At 55.2% G+C, this 19,149-nt stretch carries 21 protein-coding genes; 8 read left to right on the top strand and 13 right to left on the bottom strand.

The genetic code is table 11. The features are described 5' to 3' along the window. Positions 1 to 101: 101 nt before the first annotated feature. Positions 102 to 1,220, top strand: coding sequence for a PQQ-dependent sugar dehydrogenase (locus ACOTWU_RS01610; RefSeq protein WP_023296182.1), 1,119 nt, complete (start codon positions 102 to 104; stop codon positions 1,218 to 1,220). Here ACOTWU_RS01610 and ACOTWU_RS01615 read toward each other — a convergent pair whose 3' ends face one another. Next, a complete protein-coding gene (locus tag ACOTWU_RS01615) occupies positions 1,221 to 1,847 on the bottom strand; it encodes a glutathione S-transferase family protein (RefSeq protein WP_023296183.1) in 627 nt (208 codons plus the stop codon). A 243-nt stretch (positions 1,848 to 2,090) separates the two neighbouring features. Between ACOTWU_RS01615 and dacC the strand changes: the two genes are divergently transcribed. After that, positions 2,091 to 3,296 carry a serine-type D-Ala-D-Ala carboxypeptidase gene (dacC, locus tag ACOTWU_RS01620; RefSeq protein WP_023296184.1) on the top strand — a complete coding sequence of 402 codons (1,206 nt, stop codon included), beginning with the start codon at positions 2,091 to 2,093 and terminating at the stop codon, positions 3,294 to 3,296. A gap of 84 nt (positions 3,297 to 3,380) precedes the next feature. Here the strand turns inward: dacC and deoR are convergent, their stop codons facing one another. From deoR to ACOTWU_RS01635, 3 genes are all read right to left on the bottom strand, one after another. Further along, positions 3,381 to 4,139: a DNA-binding transcriptional repressor DeoR gene (deoR, locus tag ACOTWU_RS01625; RefSeq protein WP_017384886.1), complete on the bottom strand. Its 759-nt coding sequence runs from the start codon at positions 4,137 to 4,139 to the stop codon at positions 3,381 to 3,383. 67 nt (positions 4,140 to 4,206) lie between these two features. After that, complete coding sequence (ybjG, locus tag ACOTWU_RS01630) at positions 4,207 to 4,815, bottom strand: undecaprenyl-diphosphate phosphatase (protein ID WP_023296185.1); 609 nt, start codon at positions 4,813 to 4,815, stop codon at positions 4,207 to 4,209. Between the two features lie 7 nt (positions 4,816 to 4,822). Then, entirely contained in the window at positions 4,823 to 5,551 is a 729-nt protein-coding gene (locus ACOTWU_RS01635) for a phosphatase PAP2 family protein (protein WP_023303358.1), read from the bottom strand. A 167-nt stretch (positions 5,552 to 5,718) separates the two neighbouring features. On the opposite strand from ACOTWU_RS01635, the gene ACOTWU_RS01640 reads away from it, so the two are divergent. Next, a complete protein-coding gene (locus ACOTWU_RS01640) occupies positions 5,719 to 6,951 on the top strand; it encodes an MFS transporter (protein ID WP_126499033.1) in 1,233 nt (410 codons plus the stop codon). A gap of 90 nt (positions 6,952 to 7,041) precedes the next feature. Here ACOTWU_RS01640 and ACOTWU_RS01645 read toward each other — a convergent pair whose 3' ends face one another. Both ACOTWU_RS01645 and ACOTWU_RS01650 read right to left on the bottom strand, forming a co-directional pair. Beyond that, on the bottom strand, positions 7,042 to 7,854 hold the full coding sequence (locus ACOTWU_RS01645; protein ID WP_015571023.1) for a Cof-type HAD-IIB family hydrolase: 813 nt from the start codon (positions 7,852 to 7,854) through the stop codon (positions 7,042 to 7,044). Next, a complete protein-coding gene (locus ACOTWU_RS01650) occupies positions 7,844 to 9,058 on the bottom strand; it encodes an MFS transporter (RefSeq protein WP_017693738.1) in 1,215 nt (404 codons plus the stop codon). The genes ACOTWU_RS01645 and ACOTWU_RS01650 overlap by 11 nt, the downstream gene beginning before the upstream one ends. 82 nt (positions 9,059 to 9,140) lie before the next feature. Between ACOTWU_RS01650 and ACOTWU_RS01655 the strand changes: the two genes are divergently transcribed. Further along, complete coding sequence (locus ACOTWU_RS01655) at positions 9,141 to 9,692, top strand: TetR/AcrR family transcriptional regulator (RefSeq protein WP_015571021.1); 552 nt, start codon at positions 9,141 to 9,143, stop codon at positions 9,690 to 9,692. A 21-nt stretch (positions 9,693 to 9,713) separates the two neighbouring features. Here the strand turns inward: ACOTWU_RS01655 and arsC are convergent, their stop codons facing one another. The 6 genes from arsC to ACOTWU_RS01685 form a co-directional block, all read right to left on the bottom strand. Further along, positions 9,714 to 10,145, bottom strand: coding sequence for a glutaredoxin-dependent arsenate reductase (gene arsC, locus ACOTWU_RS01660; RefSeq protein ID WP_015571020.1), 432 nt, complete (start codon positions 10,143 to 10,145; stop codon positions 9,714 to 9,716). A gap of 12 nt (positions 10,146 to 10,157) precedes the next feature. Next, on the bottom strand, positions 10,158 to 11,447 hold the full coding sequence (locus ACOTWU_RS01665; RefSeq protein ID WP_039271233.1) for an arsenic transporter: 1,290 nt from the start codon (positions 11,445 to 11,447) through the stop codon (positions 10,158 to 10,160). A 40-nt stretch (positions 11,448 to 11,487) separates the two neighbouring features. Continuing rightward, positions 11,488 to 11,808: a metalloregulator ArsR/SmtB family transcription factor gene (locus ACOTWU_RS01670; protein WP_015571018.1), complete on the bottom strand. Its 321-nt coding sequence runs from the start codon at positions 11,806 to 11,808 to the stop codon at positions 11,488 to 11,490. A 109-nt stretch (positions 11,809 to 11,917) separates the two neighbouring features. Continuing rightward, on the bottom strand, positions 11,918 to 12,409 hold the full coding sequence (locus ACOTWU_RS01675; RefSeq protein WP_126499032.1) for an Hcp family type VI secretion system effector: 492 nt from the start codon (positions 12,407 to 12,409) through the stop codon (positions 11,918 to 11,920). 254 nt (positions 12,410 to 12,663) lie between these two features. Further along, positions 12,664 to 13,185: a DUF2778 domain-containing protein gene (locus ACOTWU_RS01680; protein WP_072050684.1), complete on the bottom strand. Its 522-nt coding sequence runs from the start codon at positions 13,183 to 13,185 to the stop codon at positions 12,664 to 12,666. Positions 13,186 to 13,852: 667 nt separating this feature from the next. Beyond that, positions 13,853 to 15,538 (bottom strand): aspartate:alanine antiporter, encoded by a 1,686-nt coding sequence (locus ACOTWU_RS01685; protein WP_026080732.1) that lies wholly within the window; start codon positions 15,536 to 15,538, stop codon positions 13,853 to 13,855. A gap of 274 nt (positions 15,539 to 15,812) precedes the next feature. Here ACOTWU_RS01685 and ACOTWU_RS01690 point away from each other — a divergent pair, with 274 nt between their 5' ends. Further along, positions 15,813 to 16,187: an inner membrane protein YbjM gene (locus ACOTWU_RS01690; protein ID WP_017384878.1), complete on the top strand. Its 375-nt coding sequence runs from the start codon at positions 15,813 to 15,815 to the stop codon at positions 16,185 to 16,187. 30 nt (positions 16,188 to 16,217) lie between these two features. Here ACOTWU_RS01690 and ACOTWU_RS01695 read toward each other — a convergent pair whose 3' ends face one another. Then, positions 16,218 to 16,487 carry a GrxA family glutaredoxin gene (locus tag ACOTWU_RS01695; RefSeq protein ID WP_006809455.1) on the bottom strand — a complete coding sequence of 90 codons (270 nt, stop codon included), beginning with the start codon at positions 16,485 to 16,487 and terminating at the stop codon, positions 16,218 to 16,220. 185 nt (positions 16,488 to 16,672) lie between these two features. Here ACOTWU_RS01695 and nfsA point away from each other — a divergent pair, with 185 nt between their 5' ends. The 3 genes from nfsA (at position 16,673) to ACOTWU_RS01710 (ending at position 18,902) form a co-directional block, all read left to right on the top strand. Next, positions 16,673 to 17,395 carry a nitroreductase NfsA gene (gene nfsA, locus ACOTWU_RS01700; protein WP_015571015.1) on the top strand — a complete coding sequence of 241 codons (723 nt, stop codon included), beginning with the start codon at positions 16,673 to 16,675 and terminating at the stop codon, positions 17,393 to 17,395. 64 nt (positions 17,396 to 17,459) lie between these two features. Next, a complete protein-coding gene (gene rimK / locus ACOTWU_RS01705) occupies positions 17,460 to 18,362 on the top strand; it encodes a 30S ribosomal protein S6--L-glutamate ligase (protein WP_017384877.1) in 903 nt (300 codons plus the stop codon). 63 nt (positions 18,363 to 18,425) lie between these two features. After that, positions 18,426 to 18,902 carry a YbjN domain-containing protein gene (locus ACOTWU_RS01710; RefSeq protein ID WP_003858385.1) on the top strand — a complete coding sequence of 159 codons (477 nt, stop codon included), beginning with the start codon at positions 18,426 to 18,428 and terminating at the stop codon, positions 18,900 to 18,902. The last annotated feature ends 247 nt before the right edge of the window (positions 18,903 to 19,149 follow it).

The following is a 19,149-nucleotide window of genomic DNA, read 5'->3' on the forward strand; positions in this document are numbered from 1 at the left end:
GGGGAGGCAACTCCCCCTTCTGATTAAGCTTTTGTAAAAGTGGTAACGCACCCGGGAACAGTGGCTAATCTTTAAGCCATATGTCGATAAAGGAGTGCGTTATGCCTCGATCCTCGTTGATTTTCCTTCCAGTCTTGTTATTCCCGCTTTCACTGCTTGCAGCGCCTGAGACGGTTAAAGTCGACGTGCTACAGACAAAACTGGATCACCCCTGGTCGCTGGCGTTTTTGCCAGATAACAAGGGGCTGCTCATCACGCTCAAAGACGGGCAGCTTAAGCACTGGCAGGCTGGAAAAGGGCTCTCCGATCCGATTGTCGGCGTGCCGAAAGTGTGGGCGAGCGGCCAGGGCGGACTGCTGGACGTCGCGCTGGCCCCGGATTTTGCACAGTCACGGCGGGTCTGGCTCAGCTTCGCCGAGGCAGGTAATGATGGCAAAGCGGGTACCGCCGTGGGCTACGGGCGGTTGAGCGATGACATTTCGCGCATTGAGGGCTTCCAGGTGGTGTTCCGACAGATGCCGAAGCTCTCTACCGGCAACCACTTTGGCGGACGGCTGGTGTTCGACGGCAAAGGCTATCTCTTTATTGGCCTGGGTGAAAACAACCAGCGCCCGACGGCGCAGGAGCTGGACAAGCTTCAGGGCAAGGTGGTGCGCCTGACGGAGGACGGAAAAGTGCCGCCGGATAATCCGTTTGTGAACACCGCCGGTGCGCGCCCTGAAATCTGGTCCTATGGCATTCGCAACCCGCAGGGGATGGCGATGAATCCGTGGAGCGACACGCTGTGGCTCAACGAACACGGACCACGCGGTGGGGATGAGATTAACATTCCTGAGAAGGGCAAAAACTACGGCTGGCCCCTGGCGACGCACGGGATTAATTACAGCGGCCTGAAAATCCCGGAAGCGAAAGGCGAGCACGTTGAGGGCACCGAAAAGCCGCTGTTTGTCTGGAAAGTATCGCCCGCCGTCAGCGGCATGGCGTTCTACAACAGCGACGTCTTCCCGCAGTGGAAAAACAAGCTGTTTATCGGCGCGCTGAAGGAGAAAGACGTCATCGTGCTGAGCGTGAAGGGCAATAGCGTGACGGAGGACGGACGCATTCTGGGCGATAAAGATCAGCGTATTCGCGATGTGCGCGTCGGGCCGGATGGCTATCTGTACGTGCTGACTGACGAGACGGACGGGCAACTGCTGAAAGTCAGCCCGTCCAGGTCGTAATCAGGTCACCGGGATCATCACCACGTTGCGATACGCCGGGCGTTCGCTAAGCTGCTGGATCCAGCGCTCCAGGTGAGGGCGCGGGCTCCAGCTAAGACCCATGTTAGTGAGGTTCCAGACGAAGGGGGCGACGGCGATATCGCCCACGCCGAAGGTGTCGCCGGAGAACCAGGCGTGCTTCGCCAGTTCGTCGTCCATCATCGCGAACAGGGATTCGCAGGCGTCCTGGGCGGCATGAATGGCGGGATAATCACGTTCGGCTTCCGGCGTGCGGATCAGCCCCATCAGGATCACCCGGTGCGTGGGGGAAAGCGTCTGGTTTGCCCAGTCCATCCATTTTTCGCCCTGCGCGCGCCGGGCCGGATTTTCCACCCACAGGCGACCCTGGCCGTATTGCGCGGCGAGATAACGCACGATGGTGTTGGACTCCCACAGCGTGGCGTCTGTCTCGTCATCGCGCAGCAACGGCACCAGTCCGTTTGGGTTCATCGCCAGATAGTCGGCGTCTTTATTCACCCCGAACGCCATGCCAGCCATGATTTGGTTGAACGGTAAATCCAGTTCCTCCAGCGTCCAGAGCACTTTCTTCACGTTAGTCGAATTGTTCCTGCCCCACAGCGTAATCATATTTACTCCCGATGAGATGTGAATCCGAGTCAGCTTTTCGCCATGGTGAGATAAACCTAACAATTACGCAACAGATGCTAAAAAAAACGCCGCAATCAAAGCGTATCTGAATGTTATTGCATAAACTTTAAAAACTTTACCTGGAACAGGTTTCTTTGAACGCTGTAGTGCGCTATTACTCATCGCTTCTTGCGACACGGTGATTGTGACGTGATTTTTAGAATGGACACTCGGGTGGCATTTATGACGCAAAAAACTTCTTCTCTGCGCAGCCTGGCGGCAGGCTCGGCGCTGCTTTTCCTTTTTGCCCCAACGCTCCATGCGGCGGAACAGACGGCGCCCGAGGCGCCGCCTGTCGATGCGCGCGCCTGGATCCTGATGGATTACGCCAGCGGGAAAGTGCTGGCGGAAGGTAACGCCGACGAAAAACTCGACCCGGCGAGCCTGACGAAAATTATGACCAGCTATGTTGTCGGCCAGGCGTTGAAAGCGGGCAAGATCAAGCTGGATGACATGGTCACCGTCGGCAAAGATGCCTGGGCGACGGGTAACCCGGCGCTGCGCGGCTCGTCCGTCATGTTCCTGAAGCCCGGCGATCAGGTCTCCGTTTCCGATCTGAATAAAGGGGTCATTATTCAGTCGGGAAATGATGCCTGTATTGCGCTGGCCGATTACGTCGCAGGCAGTCAGGACTCATTCATTGGGTTGATGAATGGCTACGCGCAAAAACTGGGTCTGACCAACACCACCTTTAAAACCGTTCACGGCCTGGATGCGCCCGGTCAGTTCAGTACCGCGCGCGATATGGCGCTGCTGGGCAAAGCGCTGATCCATGACGTGCCGGATGAGTACGCCATCCATAAAGAGAAAGAGTTTACCTTCAACAATATCCGCCAGCCTAACCGTAACCGTCTGCTCTGGAGCAGTAACGTTAACGTGGACGGCATGAAAACGGGGACGACCGCCGGGGCCGGATACAACCTGGTGGCTTCTGCGACGCAGGGCGACATGCGCCTGATCTCGGTGGTGCTGGGGACGAAAACCGACCGCATTCGTTTTAATGAATCCGAAAAACTGCTGACCTGGGGTTTCCGCTTCTTTGAAACCGTCACGCCGATTAAGCCGGACGCCACCTTCGTCAGCCAGCGCGTCTGGTTTGGGGATAAAAGTGAAGTGAACCTGGGGGCAGGTGAAGCGGGGTCCGTCACCATTCCACGCGGTCAGCTGAAAAACCTGAAAGCCAGCTATACCCTGACCGAGCCACAGCTGACCGCGCCGTTGAAAAAAGGCCAGGTGGTCGGGACGATAGATTTCCAGCTTAACGGCAAATCCATTGAGCAGCGTCCGCTGGTGGTGATGGAAGCGGTGGAAGAGGGGGGCTTCTTCAGCCGGATGTGGGACTTTGTGTTAATGAAGTTCCACGGCTGGTTTGGCAGCTGGTTCAGCTAGGTTTTTGCCGGGTGGCGCTGCGCTTACCCGGCCTTCGTTCGAGCTGTTGTAGGCCGGGTAAGCGAAGCGCCACCCGGCATAACCTCAATACATCAACTTCACCTGCTGCGCCTTTGCATACGACACCAGCTCGTCATCCGGGCGGCAATCACTGACGATGGCGTCAAAGCGCGACAGTTCCCCCATCCTTGCCGGACGAACCTTGCCAAATTTACTGTGATCAACCACCAGCACATGCTGCTGTGCGGCGTTGAGCGCCCACTGTTTCACCGGTAACTCTTCAAGATTAAAACAGGTTGCCCCCTGTTTCACATTCACGCCCGCCGCAGAGTAAAAGGCGATATCCGGGCATACATTGCTCAGCGTGTCCTGAATATTCAGCGGTTTGAAGATGGCGTTGCTGGCATGAAACTCGCCGCCGCACAAAATCACCCGGCACGCCGGTTTCTCCTGCAAGGCCAGGAAGGTGTTTAGCGAATAACAGACGGCGGTAAAGGGAACGGTGCTGTCGATGGCCTCGATGATCCACGGGGTTGTCGTACCGCAGTCAAAAAACAGCGTTTGATGCGGCTGCACCAGCGAGGCGGCGAGCCGCGCGGCTTTGCGCTTCTCTTCCACCAGGCGTGTTTTTTGATCGCTTAACAGATAATGGCTGGCGCTACGCGGCTCCAGAACAATATACCCGCCAAGCAGCACAACGGGGGCGCTGTCGCTGTTCAGATCGCGACGAATGGTCATTTCAGACACGCCAAGCAGGGTAGCGGCTTCCTTAAGATGCAGCTTATCGCTGCGCTTCAGCGCCTGAAGTAGCTGAGCAATGCGGTCATCGCGACGTGTTTCCATAGATCCTCGGGCTAAAAAAGTGAGCCCCCGCAGGGCGGGGGCTCAAGTGTAACCTGACGGACCGGGGTTAGTCACGTATCCAGCCTTTGCGGATCGGAAGGGCAAACAGAACGCGATAGGCCTGTGATAATCCACGATAAAGCGCCGGACCAAAGAGGCTCCACAGGATGGCTGCGCTGACGCAGCCCATCAGCCCCACCAGGAAACCGCCGACCATATCCAGCGGCCAGTGCACGCCCAGGTAGACGCGGGACCAGGCGATGGCGACCGCCACCCCCATCAGCACCATGCCGGACCACAGGCGATGCCAGAACAGGAAGGCCAGCGCAAAGGTGAAGATCACCGTGCCGTGATCGCTCGGGAACGAGTCATCCGGCGCATGGTGCAGGAAGTTGTAGCCGACGTGCTCGACAAACGGACGATCGTGCGGGAAGGCGTGGCCCAGCACGTAGCTTGCCAGCACGCTCACGCCGATCGCCATCGCCATTTTGATCACCAGATGGCGCTGGGCGGTGACCTGTGTACGAGGTCCCCATAACCAGAGGATCACCGCCAGCGCCGGTACAATGCTGATCACATCTTTCGCAATGAAGGTGGCGAGATCGATCATCCATTCCGGTGATGCTGGCGTGGCGTTGAGCAGGTAAAACAGTTCGTAGTTCAGATTTTCTAACATAATCTCGTTACTCTTTAGCAAACCAGGTGGAAACCAGCCCGTAAACCAGCACCTGGGAAAACCAGACCCACCACCCGGCCCACAGGTTGTGAGAGAAAAAATGCGCGCCGCGCATGACCTGCCCGAATCCCATCAGCAGCCCCATAACAACGCCTAACGCGACAAAGGACCAGGCCAGGCGCGGACGTTCACGCCAGAAGGCAAAAAACAACCCCATCACCATAAACCCGCTTGAGGCGTGGCCGCCGGGAAAGCAGCGTCCCGGTCCGCTGTCTGCCGGAACGGCGCTGAACAGGGGATACGAGACGGCTTTGCCGCCATACTCCACCAGATCCCACGGACAGCTGTGGTGGCTTATGCTTTTCAGCACCCCAACTACCAGCGCCCCCAGCCCCATCAGAAGCGCGGCCGTCACCAGCCGGGCATTGCGTTTGTAAGCGCCGTAAATCAGCGATGCGGCAGCCAGCGCAATGGTCACATATTTCGCCAGCCGATGGTTCAGCAGATCCAGCAGCGGGTTTTGCTGTAGCGGGAAATGGTGCGTCGCCGCGTCATACCAGAAGCCGGTTATCCATCGGTCAAGCGATTCATCGCGCGAAAGCCAGGTAAAAAGCAGCGCAAGGACGATCAGCCCGAAAAGCTGATAACCATAAAAGCGGGCAGGCAAACGGTAAAGGCTTTTTGTCTTATTTGTCGGTAACTTAGATAATTCTGAAGGGCTGACGGCGTGTGTCATAGTTTCGGTCAATAACGTGAAATAGCACTATCATAGGGAGGGCAACTTAAGGAAACCTTAAACAACAACGATAAGTGCCTTATTTCTGTGTTTTCACGTGATTATGCTATCTCAGACAGCGGCAATTCATTACACTCATCGCGATTTTTTCATACTAAAGAGATTGCATGATAAACCGTTCTTCTTCCGGTAATCGTCTGGGTCGTCAGGCGTTACTTTTTCCTCTGTGTCTGGTGCTTTACGAATTCTCTACCTACATCGGCAACGACATGATCCAGCCAGGCATGCTGGCTGTGGTTGAGCAGTACAACGCAGGTATTGAGTGGGTACCTACATCCATGACCGCCTATCTGGCGGGCGGCATGTTTTTACAGTGGCTTTTAGGGCCGCTGTCGGATCGTATTGGCCGCCGCCCGGTGATGCTGACGGGCGTGGTGTGGTTTATCGTCACCTGTCTCGCCACGCTGCTGGCGCAGAACATTGAGCAATTCACGCTGCTGCGTTTCCTTCAGGGCGTGAGCCTGTGCTTTATTGGCGCCGTGGGCTACGCCGCTATTCAGGAGTCGTTTGAGGAGGCGGTATGTATCAAAATAACCGCGCTGATGGCGAACGTGGCGCTGATTGCGCCGCTTCTGGGGCCGCTGGTGGGAGCCGCATGGGTCCACGTTGCGCCGTGGGAAGGGATGTTCGTCCTCTTTGCCGCGCTTGCGGCCATCTCTTTCTTTGGGCTGCACCGTGCGATGCCGGAGACCGCCACCCGCCTGGGCGAAAAGCTCTCGCTTAAAGAGCTGGGGCGTGATTATAAGGCGGTGCTGAAAAACGGCCGTTTTGTCGCGGGCGCGCTGGCGACGGGCTTTGTCAGCCTGCCGCTGCTGGCGTGGATTGCCCAGTCGCCGGTTATTATCATCAGCGGCGAGCAGCTTAGCAGCTATGAGTATGGCCTGTTACAGGTGCCGATTTTTGGCGCGTTGATTATCGGTAACCTGGTGCTGGCGCGTCTGACGTCGCATCGTACCGTGCGTTCGCTGATTATTATGGGCGGCTGGCCCATTGCGGCAGGGCTGATTATCGCGGCGGTGGCGACCGTAGCCTCGTCTCATGCGTACCTGTGGATGACGGCGGGGCTGAGCGTTTACGCGTTTGGTATTGGCGTGGCGAATGCCGGTCTGGTACGCCTGACGCTGTTCGCCAGTGAAATGAGTAAAGGCACGGTGTCTGCCGCGATGGGGATGCTGCAAATGCTGATTTTCACCGTCGGTATTGAGGTGAGCAAGCATGCCTATGCTTTCGGCGGTAACGGACTGTTCAGCCTGTTTAACCTCGCCAACGGCGTGCTGTGGATTGCCCTGATGGTGGTATTCCTGAAAGACAAACGCGTCGGAAACGCCCTGCAACCGTAATTCTTATTCCCTCTCCCCCGTGGGCGAGCTCGGGACAGTCCCCTCTCCCTGTGGGAGAGGGTTAGGGTGAGGGCACCAGAGCGCACGGAATCAATTAAACGGCGCCCTCCCATCCAGCACCCTATCAATTACGTCCAGCACCCCTTCGTCATTATTGTTCGGCGCTTCATAGCGGGCCACCGCTTTAATATGCGGTCTGGCATTGGCCATCGCGAAGCCAAACCCAGCCTGTCGCAGCATCTCCACGTCGTTACCGCTGTCGCCAAAGGCCACCACTTCACTGTCCTCAATGCCCCAGCGCGCTTGCAGGATCCGCAGGCCGTTAGCTTTGTGCACGCCGGGGATAATCAGGTCGATACTGCCGTGTCCCGTGGTCACCGGCACCATGATGTCGCCAAGCTTCTCATGCAGCAGCGCCTGAATGCGCGGAATTTCGTCGTCAGAGACGTTTAGCCCGAATTTGAAGAAAATATCGTTGAGGTTGTCAAAGCTGCTGACGCTTTCAAGGCGGTGATAGTATTTCGCAGCAATCTCTTTGAAGAGGTCGTTATACGTTTTCAGCGTGTAGGCGCTGTTTTTTCCGCAGGCAATTATCTCAATGCCGGGCACGTCGTTTAACAGGGTGGCGACGGTCAGAAAATGCTCTTTCGACAGTTCGCCGTTAAACACGTCTTCGCCCGCATCCACCACCCAGCCGCCGTTTTCGGCAACGAAGGCAATTTCATGGGCGATCTCCGGGAAAAATGAGATCAGCTGGTAGTACTGGTTTCCGCTGGCGACCACAAAACGGATGCCTTGCGCTTTCATGCGCGCGTACTGCGCCAGAAAACGCGCGCGGTTATAGGTTTTCGCATCGCTCAGGAAGGAGCCATCCATGTCGACTGCAATCAGTTTAACGCTCATATCCCTTCTCCATTGACGTTGTTTCTGCTTCCGGTTTTGCCACCGCTCGCGCCACCAGGGCGGCAATAATGACTAACCCTAATACCACCAGCATCGCGCTGCGTAACCCGTAGTGCTCACCGAGGAATCCAAGCAGCGGCGGGCCCACCAGGAAAGCGAGGTAGCCCGTGGTCGCCACGACGCTCACGCGCGTCGGCGCGTCGGGGCCGGTATCGCTGGCAGCGGAAATGGTCAGCGGGAAGCCAAGGGAGGCGCCCAGTCCCCACAGGATCACCGACACGCCGGCAATCCAGTCCACATCCACAAAGATAATCATCGCGATGCCCAGCCCACCCAGCAGGGCGCTGGCACGGACGACAGCCACGCGGCTGTAACGGTCGATAAACCAGCCCCCGGTAAAGCGTCCGACGGTCATGCCGAGCGTAAACCCGGCGTAAATCAGCGAGCCGGAGGTGGGGCTAAATCCGTGCCCGTCTACCATCAGCAACGGTAGCCAGTCGTTGGCGGAGCCTTCAGCAAACGCCATCGCCAGCACCACCACGCCAATCAGCATCAGCTGGAAATCGCGATAGAAGGGCAACCCTTTTGCCGCAGACTTCTGTTCGTCCGAGGCATTTTGTCCTGTGCCTGCGGGAATAGCCCTGATGCCGGTGAGGATCGGGATAATACAGACCAGCGCCGCGAGTAAAATGTGCACATTGGCCGCAATGCCCAGCGCCGTCAGCGCCATCCCCACGCCCGCGCCTGCCAGCGTGCCGAGGCTGTAAAAGCCATGCATCATCGGCAGCACCGTTTTGTTCATCGCCTGTTCAACGGCGGCCCCCTCGACGTTAATGGCCACTTCCGCCGCACCAAAGCTGCCGCCAAATACCATCAGCCCAAGGGCAAACATCAGCGGCGAGGCGAACCACAGCGCCACGCTCAGACCGAGCATTCCCACCACGGCGCAGCACATGGTGGTGCGGATCACCGCGCGCGTGCCAAAGCGTTTCACCAGCCAGGCCGAGCAGAGAATGCCGCTCATCGAGCCAATCGACAGGCCAAACAGCACGATCCCCATCTCCGCAGTCGAAACGGATAACGTATCGCGGATTGCCGGGGTGCGCGTTGCCCATGAAGCCATCAGCAGCCCGGGGATGAAGAAGAACATAAATAGCGCCCACATGCGCAGATGCAGGGCTTTGCGAGGAGAAGTTAGCGTCATTGGGATCAGCACCAGAAGTACAACAATAGCGACAACACTAGCAACTTTGTGTACATTTGTACATAAACCGGATGAGGATTTTATGAGCAGACCACCGAACGACCCTAACCGCCGCGAGAAGATACTCCAGGCGACGCTGGACACCATTGCTGAGCACGGTATTCATGCCGTCACGCACCGCAAAATTGCCACCTGCGCAGGCGTGCCGCTGGGGTCGATGACCTACTATTTCGACGGGATGGAGTCGCTTCTGGAGGAGGCATTCACGTGGTTTACGCAGCAGATGTCTCAGCAGTACCGGGATTTCTTCGCGGGGGTTACGGGGCGCGAGAGGGCGTGCGAGGCCATTACCACGCTTATCCACAGTTCAGCCGTGACCACGCCACACAATATGGCGCTGATGTATCAGCTGTACGCGTTTATGCACCGCAGCGCCGCGCTGAAAACGGTGATGCAGGACTGGATGAAGATGAGCCAGGCTACGCTGGAGCAGTGGTTTGATCCGGCCACCGCCCGCGCGCTGGATGCGTTTATCGAGGGGATGACGCTGCATTTTGTGACCGATCGGTCGCCGTTAACCCGGGAGGAGATCCGGGTGATGGTGGGGCGGATTGCAGGCGAGGATACCGTCTGATAGCACTCGCCCCGGCTACGCTTACTGTCGGGAGATTTTTTTCCCGCTGGCGTCAACGACGACTTCGCCATCTTCCTTCGTAAATGCCCCTTTTTGCGCGTCCGGAAGGATGTCGAGAACGACTTCAGAAGGGCGGCACAGACGGGTGCCCAGCGGCGTCACCACAATCGGACGGTTAATCAGGATGGGGTATTGCAGCATGAAATCGATAAGCTGGTCATCGGTGAAATTTCCCCCGGCAAGGCCCAGTTGCTCATAAGGCTCGACGTTTTTGCGCAGCAGATCGCACACGGAAATCCCCATGTCTGCAATCAGCCTGGTCAGTTGATCGCGTGACGGCGGGTTTTCCAGATAGAGGACAATCTCTGGTTCCGTACCGCTGTTGCGGATCATCTCCAGCGTATTGCGCGACGTGCCGCAGGCGGGGTTGTGATAAATGGTGATGTAGCTCATATCAGTGACTCATTATGGTGTGAAGGAGAGACGTAGCGCGAGTGCGGCGAGCGTCACAAAGAGAACCGGCAGGGTCATTATGATGCCCGTCCTGAAGTAGTAGCCCCAGGTAACAGTCATGTTTTTCTGTGCCAGCACATGGAGCCAGAGCAGGGTAGCCAGACTTCCTATGGGGGTAATTTTCGGCCCCAAATCGCAGCCAATCACGTTAGCGTAAATCATCGCCTCTTTAACCAACCCTGTTGCAGCACTACCCTCAATGGAGAGCGCGCCAATCAGCACCGTTGGCATATTGTTCATTATGGATGACAGGAAGGCGGTGATAAATCCGGTTCCCAGCGTGGTGACCCAGAGTCCGTATCCGGCTAAGTGATCAAGAACGCCTGAAAGAGACTCCGTCAGCCCGGCGTTGCGCAGGCCATACACCACCAGATACATCCCCAGCGAGAAGATAACAATTTGCCACGGCGCGCCGCGCAGCACTTTTCCAGTGTTAATGGCGTGCCCGCGTTTAGCAACGGCAAACAAAATCAGCGCGCCAGTTGTTGCGATAGCGCTGACCGGGATACCCAGAGGTTCAAGCACAAAGAAACCGACAAGCAGTAGCAGCAGCACGATCCAGCCCGTTCTGAACGTTGGCAGGTCGTGAATGGCCCGTACGGGCTCGCGGAGTTTTGCCTGGTCATATTCGGGGGGAATTTCTTTTCGGAAGAACAGATGCAGCATCACCAGCGTTGCGGCAATCGCAGCGATATCAACCGGGATCATCACCGAGGCGTATTCGCTGAAGCCCAGCTTAAAGAAGTCCGCCGACACAATGTTGACCAGGTTGGAGACAATCAGCGGCAGGCTGGCGGTATCGGCGATAAATCCCGCCGCCATCACGAACGCCAGCGTAGCCTGCTTGCTGAACCCCAGCGCCAGCAGCATAGCGATGACGATAGGGGTGAGGATCAGCGCCGCGCCGTCATTGGCAAACAGCGCCGCCACGGCTGCGCCCAGCAGCACGATCCAGGTAAACAGCAATCGCCCGCGACCGTTTCCCCAGCGGGCAACGTGCAGCGCGGCCCACTCGAAAAAGCCGGACTCATCCAGCAGCAGGCTGATAACGATAACCGCGATAAACGTTGCCGTCGCATTCCAGACGATATTCCACACCACAGGGATATCGTTAATGTGGATAACGCCGCTCATCAGCGCCAGCGCGGCGCCAATGGTAGCGCTCCAGCCGATGCTGAGCCCTCTGGGTTGCCAGATGACCAGCACCAGTGTGAATAAAAAAATCCCACCTGCCAGAAACATCTTTTACTCCATTATATCTGTTATTGTGAATATGTTTTGGTCAGCACGAGCCCGGAAGTCGGTTTTTCAGCTTCATACGCGTCTCTTCCCGCAGGCAGTTCCAGCTGGTGTCGATAACGGTTGCCGCCCATGCAGGCATGTTGGGAGAGAGACGGTAGTAGATCCACTTACCCTCGCGACGGTCGATGGCCAGCCCGGCCTCGCGCAGTAAGGCCATGTGGCGGGAGACTTTCGGCTGCGGCTCGTTGGTAGCGGAGCAGAGATCGCAGACGCACAGCTCGCCCGCTTCACGCAGAAGCATGACGATGGAGAGGCGCGTTTCGTCGGAGAGGGTTTTGAAGAGCTGAACGGGGTGAAGCATCTGGCGATCCTGCGTGGTTTTTATCATATACATTAAATCATATATGTTTGTGGCAGGTGAGGGAAGGGCAATAAGGGCAAATAATTGCCCTTAAAGAAGTACTTTTATTTTACGCCGTAGTGCGTTCGTTCCAGGCGTCACTGTGCTGGATGTTCCCATCAACAATGCGCCAGGTGATCTTTTCATACTGCAAGCTGACGCTTTCGACGTGGTTAATTTTATCGTTGGCCGCGATTTTCACATTAGGTACGCTACAGTTAACCCCAGTCACCTTCACGTTCTCCATGAAGACTGTGTAATAGCACACTTCCTGACCGGCATCGTTAATATGATAGAACTTAATTTTTGCGCTTTTCAGTGCCTGGCCAGTGGCGGCAGCTTTATAAAGATATGGGGTAGAACTATCCACCTCCTTTTCGATCCTCATAGAAGAGTGCTGTCGTGTACCGGTAATCGCTCCATTTGCACTATTAACCGGAAGATTGATACCGTGACTTAAACCGATTATCTCAATGCTTCCTTCGCGGTCCTGAACATCTACTGAGCCTTTGATATCCGCGCCGCCGTCGTCTTTGAGCCACATATAGGGAGGGATTGGCATATTATTTTTTCCTTATTTTATTGAATAACTTCATTGTTAAGAGATAGAAAACCGTTGTGAGAGTAAAAAGGATTAAAATATCGGTGTTTATATATGTTTCGTACATTGTTTCCGCATTCACATCACCATAGATGAAGTCGCAAATAGCAGTTGCAACATTATGATTAATATAATCTGTTGAAGGACCCAGCGTGCGTCCTAGCACAAAGCTAATTAACACAAACCAGACGGCCTTAAGCAGTCTTGATCCCCATTTACGGGCAAGTGTAGCTATATCCAACGTCAACAACCTCAATACAGCCGCGAGCCATAAGTGAACGCATACATGGAACCTGAATAAGCTCTGTGTTCATAAGAGCGTTACGGATTAATGCATAATCGGAGTTATGAGCGATTGTTATACACCCTTCTGACACTGTACCGGGATGGAGTCTGAACAGCCCGCGATAGACGTGATCAACCCATGTTCCATCGTCGATTCCCCAATCATCCTTATATAAAGCAAACCACTCATCACGGCCAAATTCCGCACCGGATCTTATTTTGTTCCATTGGTCCTGAACATGAGCTTTTAATGAGGATAAGAAACCTCCTGAGCCTCGATCAACAATCCAATATTTACCTGGGGGAATTGGGCCTGCACCTTGTATTGCGCCACAAGTTCCTTGATTACGGTAAGTTCCCTGTCCGGAATGCGCCATAAAGATGCCAACCCCATATAAATTAAATGGGGCGTAGTCAGCACCATTTAGCGTCATTGTTCCATTTATAGCCATACATACCAACCCTTCTTGTCACCGTTGGATGTTATCTTCGGCATGGTCGCCATCTTTAATCCAAATACTACTGCTGTAAAGTCCATCTCTGTTAATTCCATTATTTACATTTATTCGCCGCAGCATATGCCCGCAGATGAGATGAAAATTCAAACCTGATCATGTTAAACCCAATGAATCTGTTTTTAGGAAATTGACCAGGTAAATTTTAACCAATTAATAGAAATGACTTACGAAAGTTCCCACACTGCCAGGACGATTTTATTAGCCATTAGCAATAACGGTTGAAATGAAACTGATGTTCTTGCGCATCCTTTCAGAAACATTTGATGTGCGACAGTTAACCTTATTTCCTGATCTTGATGGTTTTTGTAAAGCGTCCACTGAGCATGTTAAGAGGTGGGATAACGAAAGATGGTGATACATGTATTTTTTAGTCGCCATTTTGCCGCCACTGGGCTTGATGATGCAATATAACCTGTTGATTTTAATGTTAATAAAATTCAGGCAACAAAAAACCCATCAACCTTGAACCAAAACGGCGGGGTTGATGGGCTCCACAAATTGGGGACATCAAAGAAAAGCAGTGGCACTAGTTATGACTGCACCCTGCGTAAAAAGTTCTGCGCGGAACGAAAATTTTTTCAGCCACACGCAAACTTGAGATTTATCCGAGTCCTGGCCAGATAATGATGATCAGCGTACCCGCCAGCGTCAGCAGCACGTTGGCGATGGCGTACGTGCCTGCATAGCCCAGCGCCGGGATATTGCTGCGCGCGGTGTCGCTGATGATCTCCATCGCCGGTGCGCAGGTGCGCGCGCCCATCATCGCGCCGAAGAGCAGGGCGCGGTTCATGCGCAGCACGTAGGCGCCGAACAGGAAACAGATCACCACCGGTACCAGGCTGACGATAAGTCCGGAAACCAACATTTGCCAGCCGACCGCGCCCAGGCCGTTGCCAATGCCGCTCCCGGCGCTTAAGCCGACACCCGCCATAAAGACCATCAGACCGAACTCTTTCACCATGTTCAGCGCCCCCTGAGGGATATAGCCGAAGGTGGGATGGTTCGCTCGCAGGAAGCCCAGCATGATCCCGGCGAACAGCAGACCGGCTGCGTTACCAATGCCGAAGCTAAAGTTGCTGAACTGGAAGGTTATCATCCCGATCATCAGGCCGACAATGAAGAAGGCGCAGAAGGCTAACAGGTCCGTCACCTGGCTGTGGATCGAGATAAAGCCGATACGGTCGGCAACGGTTTTAACCCGTCGGGCATCGCCGCTGACCTGCAACACATCGCCTTTATTGAGCACCACGTTATCGTCGATAGGCATTTCAATCTGGCTGCGGATCACGCGGTTGAGGAAACAGCCGTGGTCGGTCAGCTTCAGCTGTGCCAGACGGCGGCCCACGGCGTTGTGGTTTTTCACCACAATCTCTTCGGTGACGATACGCATGTCCAGCAGGTCGCGGTCAAACACCTCTTTCCCGTTGCGGAAGCTCGGATCGAGACGCGCGTGGGCGTCCGGGTAGCCAACAAGGGCGATGTCATCGCCCATCTGGAGCACCGCGTCACCGTCCGGGTTTGCCAGAATGCCGTTACGACGGATACGTTCGATGTAGCAGCCGGTCTGACGGTAGATCCCCAGCTCGCGCAGGTTTTTCCCGTCGGTCCAGGCAACCAGCTCCGGCCCGACGCGGTAGGCGCGGATCACCGGCAGGTAAACTTTACGTTTGGAGTCCGTGTCCAGGCCGCGCTCGCGGGCGATGGTCTGGGCGCTGGTCTGAAGATCCTGATGCTGAAGTTTTGGCAGATAGCGCGCGCCAACAATCAGGCTCACCAGACCAATCAGATAGGTCAGGGCATAGCCCAGACTCAGGTTGTCTAGCGCGGAGGAAAGCTGCGTGCCTGCCATGCCAGAATGACGAAGCGTATCCCCCGCGCCAACAAGCACCGGCGTGGAGGTCATCGAGCCTGCCAGCATACCGGCCGTTAAGCCGATGTCCCAGCCAAACAGTTTGCCCAGCCCTAACGCAATCAGCAGGGCGCTACCGACCATCACCAGCGCCAGCATCAGGTAATTTTTGCCGTCTCGGAAGAAAATGGAAAAAAAGTTCGGACCGGCTTCCACGCCTACGCAAAAAATAAACAGCATGAAACCTAAGTTAAGCGCGTCCGTGTTAATACTGAAATGTTGTTGACCTAATAACAGGGAGACGACTAAAACGCCAATGGAATTACCAAGTTGAACTGAACCCAGGCGTAATTTACCCAGACAAAGGCCCAGCGCCAGTACCACAAATAATAACAGGATGTAATTCCCATTTAACAAGTCTGCGACGTTTATATTCACGGAGGCTAACTTCTTGTTTACCAGTAAGTTGTTGAATGAAAGGACTATTTGGGCTACTGTTTTCAGAGTCAGGGAATCACTTTGCATCTCCCTGCTTCCTGATAAATACCCTAAACACTAGCAGTCGGTTAGTTTAATCGTAATAGCTACCGACAGCCACCTATTATCGCACGACTTTTGTGCGTGCTTTGGCAAGGATTGCCGCATTGCTTTATCTGACTGGGCGTCCACCGGACGATTTTTGTATTTGATAGAGATAAGTCAGGAGGATAGTTTGAACTTTAAACGAAACTGGGCTGGCGTAATCAGCTGTTTTTTGCTGTTTACGGTCGTTTGCATGTCGCTCGCTTTTAACGTGAAAGGCGCCTTCAGAGCGTCCGGTCATCCCGAGCTGGGCCTGTTGTTCTTCATCCTGCCGGGGGTAGTCGCCGGTTTTCTCTCGCGTAAAGGCGAGGTGGTGATGCCGCTTATTGGGGCAATGCTTGCGGCCCCGCTCTGCCTGCTTCTGATGCGCGTGCTGTTTCTCTCGTCGAGAAGCGTCTGGCAGGAAGTGGCGTGGCTACTGAGTGGCGTTTTCTGGTGTGCGCTGGGCGCGCTCTGTTTCTTATTTACGCGCAGCCTGCTGCAACAGCGGAAGCACCGTAAATAAAAACGCCCTCAGGGTGAGGGCGTCTTCGCATTACTGAGCCGCAAACAGGCCCAGGTGTTCTTTGGCGTAGGCCTCAAAATCGGTGCAGCCGCCGATGTGTTTCTGATCGAGGAAGATCTGCGGCACGGTTTCAACCGGTTTACCCACGGTTTTTTCCAGATCGGCTTTAGTGATGCCTTCCGCGTGGATATCCACGTAACGGAAGTTGAAATCATCACGTTCTTCAGTCAGTTTCTCTGCCAGCTCTTTCGCGCGTACACAGTAAGGGCATCCTGGACGACCAAAAATTACTGCAAACATTTCTCTCTCCTCAAAAAACAAGCCTGACGGCGAATAGCGCCTATAGTGCACGATAACCTGCCGTCATGGAAAGAAGGTTTCACCTGTCACTTTGATACAGTCAGGCTATGTTTCGCCAATTACATCAGGTGGATCATTGCCTATACTGGCTGCCATACGTTTTACGCAACACAAAGAGAGACAAAATGACGCCAACCATTGACCTGCTTCGTTCCCACCGTTCCATTCGCCATTTCACCGATGAGCCGATTACCCAGGCGCAGCGGGAAGCGATCATCGACAGCGCAAGAGGCACCTCCAGCTCCAGCTTTTTGCAGTGCAGCTCCATTATCCGCATCACCGATCCGGCGATGCGTGAGCAGCTGGTAACGCTGACGGGCGGACAAAAGCACGTTGCCCAGGCGGCTGAGTTCTGGGTGTTCTGCGCCGATTTTAACCGTCATCTGCAAATCTGCCCCGAGGCCGAGCTGGGGCTGGCGGAACAGCTGCTGCTGGGCGTGGTGGATACGGCGCTGATGGCGCAAAACGCGTTCACGGCGGCGGAATCGCTGGGGCTTGGCGGCGTCTATATTGGCGGGCTGCGTAACAACATCGAAAGCGTGACGGAACTGCTGAAGCTGCCTAAACACGTGCTGCCGCTGTTTGGTCTGTGCCTCGGCTGGCCGGCAGATAACCCGGATCTGAAGCCGCGCATTCCTGCTGCGATGCTGGTGCATGAAAACCACTACCAGCCGGTCGACCAGGACGTTCTGCATCAATACGATGAAGAGCTGGCGAACTACTATCTGACGCGCGACAGCAACAACCGCCGCGACACCTGGAGCGACCATATTCGTCGCACCATCATTAAGGAGAACCGCCCGTTCATTCTCGATTACCTGCACAAACAGGGCTGGGCAACGCGGTAGTCCATTCCTCCTGCGCCTCGTGTATGATAGGCAGGCTTTTACCATGTCTTTAGAGAGGTGCAGGGTGAAAATTGCCATATTGTCCCGGGATGGAACGCTCTATTCATGTAAACGCCTGCGAGAAGCGGCGGCGAAACGCGGACATCAGGTTGAGATCCTCGATCCGATGTCCTGCTATATGAACATCGACCCTGCGGCGTCGTCGATTCATTACAAAGGCCGCAAACTCCCGCATTTTGATGCGGTGATCCCCCGCATTGGCTCCCAGATAACCTATTACGGCACGGCTGCGCTGCGCCAGTTTGAAATGCTGGGAAGCTATCCGCTCAACGAGTCCGTGGCGATCTCCCGCGCCCGCGATAAGCTGCGCTCGCTGCAACTGCTGGCGCGCCAGGGGATCGATCTGCCCGTCACCGGGATTGCCCACTCCCCGGACGACACCAGCGATTTAATCGACATGGTGGGCGGTGCGCCGCTGGTTATTAAGCTGGTGGAAGGTACGCAGGGTATTGGGGTGGTACTGGCGGAGACGCGTCAGGCGGCGGAAAGCGTGATCGACGCGTTTCGCGGTCTGAATGCCCATATTCTGGTGCAGGAGTATATTAAAGAGGCCAACGGGTGCGACATCCGCTGCTTTGTGGTGGGCGATGAGGTGGTGGCCGCCATAGAGCGGCAGGCAAAAGAGGGCGACTTCCGCTCTAACCTGCACCGCGGCGGTATCGCGCGGGTGGCCCTTATTAGCGAGCGCGAGCGCGAGATTGCGGTGAAAGCAGCGCAGACGCTGGGCCTGGACGTGGCGGGGGTCGATCTGCTGCGTGCCGGGCGCGGGCCGCTGGTGATGGAAGTCAACGCCTCGCCGGGGCTGGAAGGGGTGGAAAAAACCACAGGCGTCGATATTGCAGGTAAAATGATCGCATGGATTGAACGCCATGCGACGCCGGGATTTTGCCTGAAAACGGGCGGTTAAATGGATCGGCGCGCACTTTTTGCGTAATCTGGACAACGTTTTTATTTAAGAGGCTGCACAGCGATGGATTTACAGGTCGTACCTACACTGGATACGTTACGTCAATGGCTCGATGATGCCGGTATTACTTTCTTCGAATGCGACTCCTGCCAGGCGCTGCATCTGCCTCACATGCAAAATTTCGACGGCATTTTCGATGCCAAAATCGATCTGATCAACGACGTGATCCTTTTCTCCGCGCTGGCCGAAGTAAAGCCTTCAGCGCTGCTGGCGCTGGCCTCTGATCTGTCAGCGATCAACGCCAGTTCTTTGACGGTGAAAGCGTTTCTCGACATACAGGATGATAATCTGCCAAAGCTGGTGGTTTGCCAGTCTTTATTCTCCGGCGCGGGGCTCTCCTTCAAGCAGTTCGCCTGGTTTATGCGCCTGAGCGAAGAGCAAATTTCCATGGTAATGATGGAAGCCAACGCACATCACCTGCTGTATAGCGCGGAAGATGACGCCGAGAATAATGATGCATCTCCCAATTTTCTCCACTAAGCCTGTCTGACTTTTGCGCAGTCGCTGCCAGAGCGGCTGCATAACACCGTTTTTTCTGCTGCTTTTAACCTTTCTTTAAAGAGTTTTTCACCTCCTCTGCGGCCGTTTCGGCTTATCACGTAGACATAATCTGCATAAAAAATTGATAAAAGGCGTTTTTTCGTCTGGGCTATAGCCGGAGACACGGGCTACAGTTATTCTTGCGGTGCTTAAAAAAGCGAGCGGAACCTGCCGGAATGAGGGGGGT

This window comes from Enterobacter cloacae complex sp. GYL001, from assembly GCF_049237125.1.
Taxonomy (GTDB): domain Bacteria; phylum Pseudomonadota; class Gammaproteobacteria; order Enterobacterales; family Enterobacteriaceae; genus Enterobacter; species Enterobacter hormaechei_C.

Coding starts and splice junctions, on each gene's coding strand:
- ACOTWU_RS01610 (WP_023296182.1), top strand. CDS start 102: ATGCCTCGATCCTCGTTGATTTTCCTTCCAGTCTTGTTATTCCCGCTT.
- ACOTWU_RS01615 (WP_023296183.1), bottom strand. CDS start 1,847: ATGATTACGCTGTGGGGCAGGAACAATTCGACTAACGTGAAGAAAGTG.
- dacC (WP_023296184.1), top strand. CDS start 2,091: ATGACGCAAAAAACTTCTTCTCTGCGCAGCCTGGCGGCAGGCTCGGCG.
- deoR (WP_017384886.1), bottom strand. CDS start 4,139: ATGGAAACACGTCGCGATGACCGCATTGCTCAGCTACTTCAGGCGCTG.
- ybjG (WP_023296185.1), bottom strand. CDS start 4,815: ATGTTAGAAAATCTGAACTACGAACTGTTTTACCTGCTCAACGCCACG.
- ACOTWU_RS01635 (WP_023303358.1), bottom strand. CDS start 5,551: ATGACACACGCCGTCAGCCCTTCAGAATTATCTAAGTTACCGACAAAT.
- ACOTWU_RS01640 (WP_126499033.1), top strand. CDS start 5,719: ATGATAAACCGTTCTTCTTCCGGTAATCGTCTGGGTCGTCAGGCGTTA.
- ACOTWU_RS01645 (WP_015571023.1), bottom strand. CDS start 7,854: ATGAGCGTTAAACTGATTGCAGTCGACATGGATGGCTCCTTCCTGAGC.
- ACOTWU_RS01650 (WP_017693738.1), bottom strand. CDS start 9,058: ATGACGCTAACTTCTCCTCGCAAAGCCCTGCATCTGCGCATGTGGGCG.
- ACOTWU_RS01655 (WP_015571021.1), top strand. CDS start 9,141: ATGAGCAGACCACCGAACGACCCTAACCGCCGCGAGAAGATACTCCAG.
- arsC (WP_015571020.1), bottom strand. CDS start 10,145: ATGAGCTACATCACCATTTATCACAACCCCGCCTGCGGCACGTCGCGC.
- ACOTWU_RS01665 (WP_039271233.1), bottom strand. CDS start 11,447: ATGTTTCTGGCAGGTGGGATTTTTTTATTCACACTGGTGCTGGTCATC.
- ACOTWU_RS01670 (WP_015571018.1), bottom strand. CDS start 11,808: ATGCTTCACCCCGTTCAGCTCTTCAAAACCCTCTCCGACGAAACGCGC.
- ACOTWU_RS01675 (WP_126499032.1), bottom strand. CDS start 12,409: ATGCCAATCCCTCCCTATATGTGGCTCAAAGACGACGGCGGCGCGGAT.
- ACOTWU_RS01680 (WP_072050684.1), bottom strand. CDS start 13,185: ATGGCTATAAATGGAACAATGACGCTAAATGGTGCTGACTACGCCCCA.
- ACOTWU_RS01695 (WP_006809455.1), bottom strand. CDS start 16,487: ATGTTTGCAGTAATTTTTGGTCGTCCAGGATGCCCTTACTGTGTACGC.
- nfsA (WP_015571015.1), top strand. CDS start 16,673: ATGACGCCAACCATTGACCTGCTTCGTTCCCACCGTTCCATTCGCCAT.
- ACOTWU_RS01710 (WP_003858385.1), top strand. CDS start 18,426: ATGGATTTACAGGTCGTACCTACACTGGATACGTTACGTCAATGGCTC.